Source organism: Lacticaseibacillus salsurae (genome assembly GCF_045862175.1).
Classification (GTDB): Bacteria; Bacillota; Bacilli; order Lactobacillales; family Lactobacillaceae; genus Lacticaseibacillus; species Lacticaseibacillus salsurae.
On the sequence record NZ_BAAFZI010000070.1, the window covers coordinates 1 to 8,274 of the forward strand.

7 protein-coding genes and 1 pseudogene are annotated in these 8,274 nt (G+C 45.8%); 6 read left to right on the top strand and 2 right to left on the bottom strand.

The window, feature by feature from the left end; genetic code table 11:
• A partial coding sequence (locus tag ACKTSG_RS12830; protein WP_407895313.1) for a helix-turn-helix domain-containing protein occupies positions 1-152 on the bottom strand: 152 nt, incomplete at its 3' end.
• A 285-nt stretch (positions 153-437) separates the two neighbouring features.
• Between ACKTSG_RS12830 and ACKTSG_RS12835 the strand changes: the two genes are divergently transcribed.
• From ACKTSG_RS12835 to ACKTSG_RS12860, 6 genes and pseudogenes are all read left to right on the top strand, one after another.
• Positions 438-2,975 carry an LTA synthase family protein gene (locus ACKTSG_RS12835; RefSeq protein ID WP_407895305.1) on the top strand — a complete coding sequence of 846 codons (2,538 nt, stop codon included), beginning with the start codon at positions 438-440 and terminating at the stop codon, positions 2,973-2,975.
• A 182-nt stretch (positions 2,976-3,157) separates the two neighbouring features.
• Positions 3,158-3,619 (top strand): DUF6431 domain-containing protein, encoded by a 462-nt coding sequence (locus ACKTSG_RS12840; RefSeq protein WP_376716050.1) that lies wholly within the window; start codon positions 3,158-3,160, stop codon positions 3,617-3,619.
• Positions 3,620-3,698: 79 nt separating this feature from the next.
• A complete protein-coding gene (locus tag ACKTSG_RS12845) occupies positions 3,699-4,934 on the top strand; it encodes a DDE-type integrase/transposase/recombinase (RefSeq protein WP_407895307.1) in 1,236 nt (411 codons plus the stop codon).
• 4 nt (positions 4,935-4,938) lie between these two features.
• The gene (locus tag ACKTSG_RS12850) at positions 4,939-5,739 is read left to right on the top strand and encodes an ExeA family protein (protein ID WP_311902171.1); all 801 of its coding nucleotides are present in this window, start codon (positions 4,939-4,941) and stop codon (positions 5,737-5,739) included.
• A gap of 182 nt (positions 5,740-5,921) precedes the next feature.
• Positions 5,922-6,461, top strand: a pseudogene (locus tag ACKTSG_RS12855) (sulfatase-like hydrolase/transferase); the annotation flags it as partial.
• Positions 6,462-6,650: 189 nt separating this feature from the next.
• Positions 6,651-7,091 carry a GtrA family protein gene (locus ACKTSG_RS12860; protein ID WP_407895309.1) on the top strand — a complete coding sequence of 147 codons (441 nt, stop codon included), beginning with the start codon at positions 6,651-6,653 and terminating at the stop codon, positions 7,089-7,091.
• A gap of 62 nt (positions 7,092-7,153) precedes the next feature.
• Here ACKTSG_RS12860 and ACKTSG_RS12865 read toward each other — a convergent pair whose 3' ends face one another.
• A complete protein-coding gene (locus tag ACKTSG_RS12865; protein ID WP_407895311.1) occupies positions 7,154-8,080 on the bottom strand; it encodes a glycosyltransferase family 2 protein in 927 nt (308 codons plus the stop codon).
• Between the last annotated feature and the right edge of the window lie 194 nt (positions 8,081-8,274).

Here is an 8,274-nt window from a genome sequence, read left to right on the forward strand (position 1 = left end):
TTGTATTCCTTGTTACAGCGATGAGCTTCTCTAGAGATTGTGCTAACACTGCGATTTAAGCGCGTCGCTATTTCATGAAAAGATAGTCCAAGTTGGATAAAAGACTCTATACGACCGCGTTCAATAGCTGTAAGCTGATTGTAATGGCTCATTAGGAAACCTCCGTATGATGATGTTCTCGACAAACAACATTCTACACTGTCTCCTAGTGGGTCAGTCTTTTTTCTTAGTGTTCCACTTCAATTGTAAATTCAAGTGGACAAAATTCGCATCGGTTCATTATCACAGTTAGTTTAAAAATGTAGACATTATGTCCAATCGTCGGCTTAAACTGGTATGATTAAAGTTATTTTAGAATAGATGAAATTTAATCGAATCATACTATCCTAAAGGCGTCTGTATGATTGTGATTTGGTATGAATTGGTGGTCGAATACTGTGTCAGAAAAAAAGAAAACTCGAAATAATTGGTTATATGGGTTGTGCCTTTTGATTGTGATCGGCGCAACGGCATCATACTATTTACTATATGGCCCTAAAGGGGTGCTGTTGAGCACGCTCAATCCGCAACAACCAGGGTTAAAGTGGTTGGTCAGCATTTGCCTACGCTATGGGTTAAGCATTTTGCGAGATGCAGGCATCTTTTGGGTATTAGGCTTGTTATATCGTCAAATGCCTAAGGTGAGTGATGCCATTTCGTTTTGGGTTTGGGCAATCTTTAGTGGTGCCGCTGTCGCCTTGTTCAGCTACGTGATTAATGTTCCAATCACCAAAACTGCATTGTATCAACAGCTATTTCCAGTGACCAACAACGGGACCCCATTGATCATTGGTGGCGTCTGCTTGTTGCTTGTGCATCCTTATTTACGCCGTTTTGCTAGCGATAAACGTGTGCAGTGGGTATTACTTGCGACATTATGGTTGCCATTATTATTCAACACGGATCCGTTCTTATTCAACCAAGGTGATCAAGGGCTCAGCATAACGGCGATTGTGTGGATGGGCATGCTTGCGGCCAATACAGTCAGGACGCAAAACAAGCATCAGTGGCTACAGGCACTTTGGGTGATTGGCGGGATTGCATCCGTGTTGGTCATGTTTGCCATTGAATATTATGGCGGTATCGGCTTTTCTCGAGCCAGTCGCTTTATTGGCGTGATGTCGCCGTTTACGATCCTGCCGGCATTGGCTGTCACGCGGTTATTTATTGGGCGTAGGGCAACCGATCGTAAAATTTCTTCTAGTGAAGCCACGGTTGGGTTGACCCTGATTAGCTTGACGATGATCATTGGCACCAATAGTTTTAGTGCGTTTAGTAGCGGCTGGATGACTCAAATCAAAGCGCATGTGCCATCACTGGGGATTTTTTGGCTGGTACTCGCTGTGGGTGCCTTATTGGCTTTGGCCTTGGTAGCTGCAGCGGTGGCTGTGTTTATCACGCGCCACTTTTTATCAGGAATTGCCAACAGTTTCTTAGCCGCACCACTGGCACAGGTGATCGATCGTGCCCAGAACTGGCGTCAGGTGCTCAAACAATTCTGGCGTCGGTATGGTCGTGGCATCGGCGCCGTGATTGTCTTGTTGATCGTTCAAATGATTTCAGCGTTGTTGATGAACGATTCTTTAATTGTGACAGACAACATTTGGCAATCTGATCGCACCTTGAACATCTTCAGTTTCATGTTGTCTCAGTTATTTGCTCGCCAAGTTGTCGGGACTTTGATTTTATTGGCAGGCTATTGGGTGGTTTTGGCATTGACGAATCGCTACTGGGTTTCGTTAATTTCTGTCAGTGCCTTTGGCTTATTTTTTGCCGTCGCCAATCGCATCAAAATCAATCTGCGTGCCGAGCCGATCGTGGCGACAGATCTGGCAGAATTGAAACAGGCTTCTGAGATTTTAAGTATGATCTCGATCAAAGTCGTCATTGCTGCCATTGTGGTGCTGGTTGCCCTCGTCACTTTGATCGTCTGGCGTGAGCGTCGTGGTCCCAGTGCGCAACAATCCTGGTGGGTGCGTGGGGCGAAGCTATTAGTTTCCGGCGCCTTTATCTTTTCTCTAGGTAGTTTGAATCATACGACGAATCCTACCCATGTGGCGTTTGAACAGTTTGGGGTGGACATGATGAATATCAACCCCCAACGCTATGCACAATGGTACGGGCCAATTTTGCAATTCATCACGGGCTTGGATACGAAAACGATGGCGACACCAACAGGGTATTCAAAAGCGACTGTGACGAAGTTGGTCAAGAAATATCAGCAAGTCGCAGCTAATATGAATAAGACGCGTACCAATACCACTAAGAACACGACGGTGATTTTCAATTTGTCAGAAAGTTTCTCTGATCCAACTGAGTTATCCAATGTCAAAGTCGATCATGATCCAATTCCATATATTCATCAGTTAGAAAAAGAAACCACATCTGGTAAGATGATGAGCTTTGGCTATGGTGGCGGCACTGCGAACATGGAGTACATGACGTTAACGGGTACCTCAATTGGCGCATTTGATACGACATTAAACACCCCTTATACGCAACTGGTCCCAGGCCTAGTCAGTGCGCCTAACGTTGGTGAAGATTGGGGTTATAGTGCTGCGATTCATCCGTATTCCGGTGGCTTTTACAATCGAGAGGCAGTTTATCGCAAGTTTGATTTCAAAAAGTTCGCATATTTAGGCAGCAAGTATAAGATTTATGATCAAAAGAAGTTAGGCACGTCGCCATACTTATCTGACACAACTGCATATGACAACGCCTTGCATCAGTTGGCCAATCATCGGTCTGCGCAGTTCATGAACTTGATCACGATTCAAAACCATCTGCCATTTTCAGATTGGTATTTAAATAATAGTTATCAGGTGACGGCCACTAAATCCGGGGCGTTTACCTGTTGCGCGGCGCGATATACCGGCCCAATATCAAACAAAAGCGGCGAATTATTTCGACAACGACCATCTGGTCAGCCGAAATAATTCGCCGCTATTTTAATGCACATTAAACCAGCGATTTAAGGTACAAAAACAGGAGTAGCTCCCGTATACTGTTTAACGACGAAGAAAAACAATAAGAAAGAACCGCTCCCTATCTTCATCATACAGGACAAGGCGGCATAGGCAAAGCCCTAATTCAATATCAGAAGAAATATGATGCGTTTGTGGCCAAAGCTCTACGGTCAATCGCATGTCCAACATGCCAGAATACTCTAGGTATTACCCGCCACGGCGCTTATCAGCGCCAGATCTATCTCAACGCAGAAACGCATATTCAAATCAGCGTGACTCGCCTCAGATGTCACGCTTGTTCGCATACCTTTGTCCTATTGCCTGCATCAGTGATCCCGTTCAAACGTTACGTGCTTCAGCTGGTACTCACGGCGCTACGCGTTATCTGGACTAAGTCTGTGTATCACGCGGAACAAAATCTCGGAATAGCAACACGAGCTCTGCGCTACTGGCGGTCACAGTTCCAGACGTGGCATGAAACGCTGTTTTTGAGTCATGAACTCGATCAACTCCAAGACGCGGTGGATGTCGCAGCGAAATATAACCAGCTCCGAGCCGGACGACGTTTTATGCAAATAATTTCGGCATCGGCGCCAAAGTTTCATGCGCTTTGATCAAATCACATAGTTTGCCCTTAATCGTGAAATCCAGGTTCGATAAGCTGGAAACATCTTATGAAATTGAGGTGTTTTAATGGAAATTGAACAGCAAGAGGATATCGCTTTATTTCGCTACAACTTGATTCATCCCATCGTTTCTAACAACGTTCAGCCCGACGGCAGTAAGGCTGCATACATGGCGCGGATTGCGGCAACGGAGTTAGTATTACCCAATGGCAAGCGTGGGCATGTCGGCGTGGGAACGTTAAAGCAATGGGCGACGGATTATCGCAAGCATGGTCTTCGTGGACTCAAGCCTAAACCACGCAAAGACGCTGGCAGTTATCGTAAGCTATCTGACGAACAAAAAGACGAGATCTTGCGTCTGAAATCCGAAGGACCAAATCGGCCCGCCACCGTGATTCGCAAGCGGATGATGATGACCGGATATTTCGCCCAAGGCGCACCATCCGATACGACAATCCAGCGATTTTTGGCGCAGCTGCCAGCGGAGATCAAGAATGCGCACACGGAAGACATGCGGGCGTTTGAAATGGATCATGTCAATGAATTATGGCAAATCGACACGACCCACGGTCCTTTCATCTTAGATGGTGGGCACAAACGTAAAGTTTATATTGTTGGGATCATCGACGATGCCTCACGGTATCTAGTCGGTTGGGGTATGTATTTTGAAGACAATGCGGTCAACGTACAAATGACTCTCAAGCAAGCCATTGCGACATACGGGAAACCACGCCAATTATACGCGGATAATGGTAAGCCTTACGTCAACAAGCAGTTAGCCTTGATCTGTGCCGATTTAGGCATCGGCATTCGTCACGCGGCAGTCTATCATGGCAACCAAAAAGGTAAAATCGAGCGCTGGTTTGGCGTGATGAAGAAGCAATGGATGGCCGACATCAACTACGATGAATTCGAATTGTTAGAAGCGCTACGCGCCAACTTCGCAGAGTATGTGCGAGATCGCAATAACCAAGCTAATCGTAGTCTGGGAACAAACGTCACGCCAGTTGATCGGTTCAGTCTTGAGCCAGAGGCAATCCACAGGGTCTCTAGAACAGTTTTGAACACGGCATTTCTCCATCGCGTCGAACGCAAGGTGGCCAAAGATGGCACGGTCAAAATCAATGGCGCGCAATATGAGACTGGTCGCGCGACTATTGGCCAAAAAGTCACCATTCGCCATCAGCCAGATCTATCCGTTGTCTACCTTGAATGGGAAAATGAGCTGCTCGAAATCAAGCCCGTTAACAAAATCGAAAACGCGCATACCCGTCGGATTCGGATGACGGAAGATGAGGGTTAGTCGAATGGATTACTTGATGTATTATGGCATGAGCGAAAACCCATTCGACAAAACTAGCACGACGATCGTAGAAACCGTCGATCATAAAGAAATGAGTTTTCGCCTCCGGTATCTGACAGAGACCTTAGGTATCGGTTTGTTTACAGGTCATTCCGGGGCGGGAAAGACCTTAATCTTGCGAGATTTCGCTCGACACTTAAACCCGAATCGTTTCAAAGTCTACTACTTGCCATTAAGTACCGTTACCGTAGGTGACTTTTATAATCAACTGGCCGTTGCGTTGGGATTAGAGCCGGCATTTCGCAAGGCCACTAAATTCAAACAGATCCAAGAACGGATCGCGGAGCTGTACGACATCGAGCACGTGATTCCGATGTTCATATTGGATGAAGCACAATATCTGAGCGGACCGATTTTCAACGAATTGGTGCTCTTAACCAACTTCGGTATGGATGGGCAACGCAAATGTATCTTTGTGTTGTCAGGGTTACCGATACTCGCACAGATGCTTCAACGTGCACAGTTTGAAGCCTTTCGGCAGCGCATCACGACGAACTATCAGGTCATCGGAATGGCGTATGAGGAAACACGGCGGTATATTCGTGAGAAATTCGCGGCCGTTGGGGTTCACGATGAAATTTTAGGAGAAGAAGCAGTAAAAACCATCTTGAACAGTACCGGTGGCAGTTTGAGACGGCTGGATCTGATTGTGACGCAAAGCCTCATTATTGGCGCCAAACAAGACAAACGGATCATCGACAATGAAGTGATCTATCAAACAAATTCAGAACTCGCATTGATCTAATTGATGAAGGCCGGCCGCAGACGCCGGCCTATTATTATGTGCTCAGTTGCAGCCGGGATAATGTGAGTTTTGGTTACCTAAGAGAATCAAAAACGTCACATTATTTCGGCGCAAATCAAAGGATTCAGGCCGAAATAACGTGACGATAAGACGCCGGAAAAGCGCGCCGCGCGACATTTACCGATAAGACCAGCGTCGACACTTATGTCGAAGGGATCCATTATACGGATCAGGCGGTAAAGGCGTTTAAAGAATCAATTGACAAGATCAACCGACCGATTGTCTGGGTCTTTTATGGGGATCACTTACCAGGTATTTATAATACGTTTGGGAATGATTTGGAAAAATATGAAACCACCTATTTTGTCTATGCGAACAAGTATGCAAGAGCGCATGGCGCGTTGACCAAACAATCGCATGCGGCTTATATTGGTTCCAATGATTTCATTTCACTGGCCTTGCGACAAGGGAACATCAAAGTGAATGCCTACAATGCCTTATTGTCTAAAGTTCAAGCGGACTTACCCGCACAATGGATGAAAGAAGCGAACTCACGTGAAAATCCGTTGACTGGTGAAAGCTTTGTGGATGAAAACGGCAAACGCGTCAGCTATTCAAGCCTAACCAAAAAACAACAAGCTTTATACCGCGATTATCAGATGATCACTTATGATATTAATGCGGGTAAACAGTACTCGTTAAAAGCTGGGATTAAAAAATAGCGAAGTTCTAGTTGTTCGCTGACAAGCTCGCCGAAATACTTTGATGACTAGCCAGAAACCATCCTCTGAATTCAGCCGATACGACTGAGTTTGGGGGATTTATCATGTCAGCAGTTGGTTGACGTGCTTGGCGCTTCAGTGGATAATCGAGGGCAGTCACGAACTATGAACAGATAGGAGCAGTTTTTGATGACTTTATTCCATCGCGGCAAAGCACTATTAAAAGCCCATCATCTTTGGGATGTTTTCACCTATGTCTTTTTTGGTGGGCTGACCACGGTGGTGAACATCGTGGTGTTTGCTGGGGCCACTCACGTTGGCATTAGCTGGCAAGTTGCCAACTTTTTGGCATGGTTGCTGTCGGTGCTGTTTGCCTTTGTCACGAACAAACTGTGGGTGTTCAACTCGCATACTGAAAGCTTCGCTGGATTGGTTTGGGAGTTCGTCAAATTTATGGTTGCGCGGATCGTGTCACTGGGTATCGATTATGCGTGCATGTTCTTGTTCATCAACGCGCTTGGCTGGTCCAATATGGTGGCGAAACTCCTGACCCAAGTGGTGATTATAGTCGCCAACTACGCTTTTTCGAAATTCATTATTTTTCGCAATAAACCGAGTGATCGCACCTAAACTTTCAGGCAATCAAAAATCAGGCGTCACACCGTTCAATTGAACCGTGCGACGCCTGATTTTTATTTGATTTCATTGGCAATATAAATGGGTCGATTCTTGACTTCTAAATAGATCTTACCGATATATTTGCCTAAAATACCAGTTCCGAATAACTGCAGTCCGCCGATCATCAGGAAGATAGATACCATAGATGGCCAGCCGGCGACTGAACCGCCCCAAAACAAAGCGCGCAAAACAATGAAAATTAAGGCAAGCGCTGATAAGAAACACGAGGTCAGTCCCAACCAAGACACAATCGTCAACGGCACGTCAGAGAAGTCGATGATCCCGTCTAGCGAATATTGGAATAAACTATTGAAATTCCAAGAAGTCCGCCCATGCTCGCGTTCAACGTTTTGATAAGGCAGGTACTTGGACTTAAACCCGACCCAGCCAAAAATGCCTTTCGAGAAGCGGTTATTTTCACTTAATGATAACACCGCATTCACATACTTGGGCGTCATCACCCGGAAGTCTCGGGCGCCAGGCACAATTTGCGTTTTGGAAATTTTATTGATGAGTTTATAAAACATATTGGAGAAAAAGCTTCGCATAGCCGGTTCACCGGTGCGATCCATCCGCGCAGCGCCGACCATTTCGTAGCCTTCACGAATGCCTGCCAGCATGTCTTTTAACATCGCCGGCGGATCTTGCAAATCAGCGTCCATGATCGTATAGAGATCGGCTTTGGCGTTTTGAAGTCCAGCATACATACCTGCTTCTTTACCAAACCCGCGTGAAAAGTCGATGTAGTGCACATCGGGGTCAGTCAGTTGCAACTGTTGAATTTCTGCTAAGGTGCGATCAGTCGAGCCGTCGTTAATATACCAAAAAATTGGTTTGTAAGCCGGTAGCTCCGCGAAAGTCCGTTGTGTCGCTTGATAAAATAATGGCACGTTTTCTTCTTCGTTATGACATGGAATGATGATGGCAAGCGATTGTGTCAAAATGCAGCCTCCAAACAGATAAGTTGTAGGTGTGTTTGACTTCTTAGCGTGCAAACAAGTGCCTACATAGTGGCTGTTCAACTAGGCCACCATATTCTCAATGCTAGTAGTAAATTTGTACCGGAAACGATAGGTTTGCCCTTCGTTCGTGGTTAAAATTAAAATTGGTATAGCAAACACTCTCAAGAATGTCA

Excerpts from the sequence above, each read along its gene's own strand:
- ACKTSG_RS12845 (WP_407895307.1), top strand. The coding sequence starts at position 3,699 with ATGGAAATTGAACAGCAAGAGGATATCGCTTTATTTCGCTACAACTTG.
- ACKTSG_RS12850 (WP_311902171.1), top strand. The coding sequence starts at position 4,939 with ATGGATTACTTGATGTATTATGGCATGAGCGAAAACCCATTCGACAAA.
- ACKTSG_RS12860 (WP_407895309.1), top strand. The coding sequence starts at position 6,651 with ATGACTTTATTCCATCGCGGCAAAGCACTATTAAAAGCCCATCATCTT.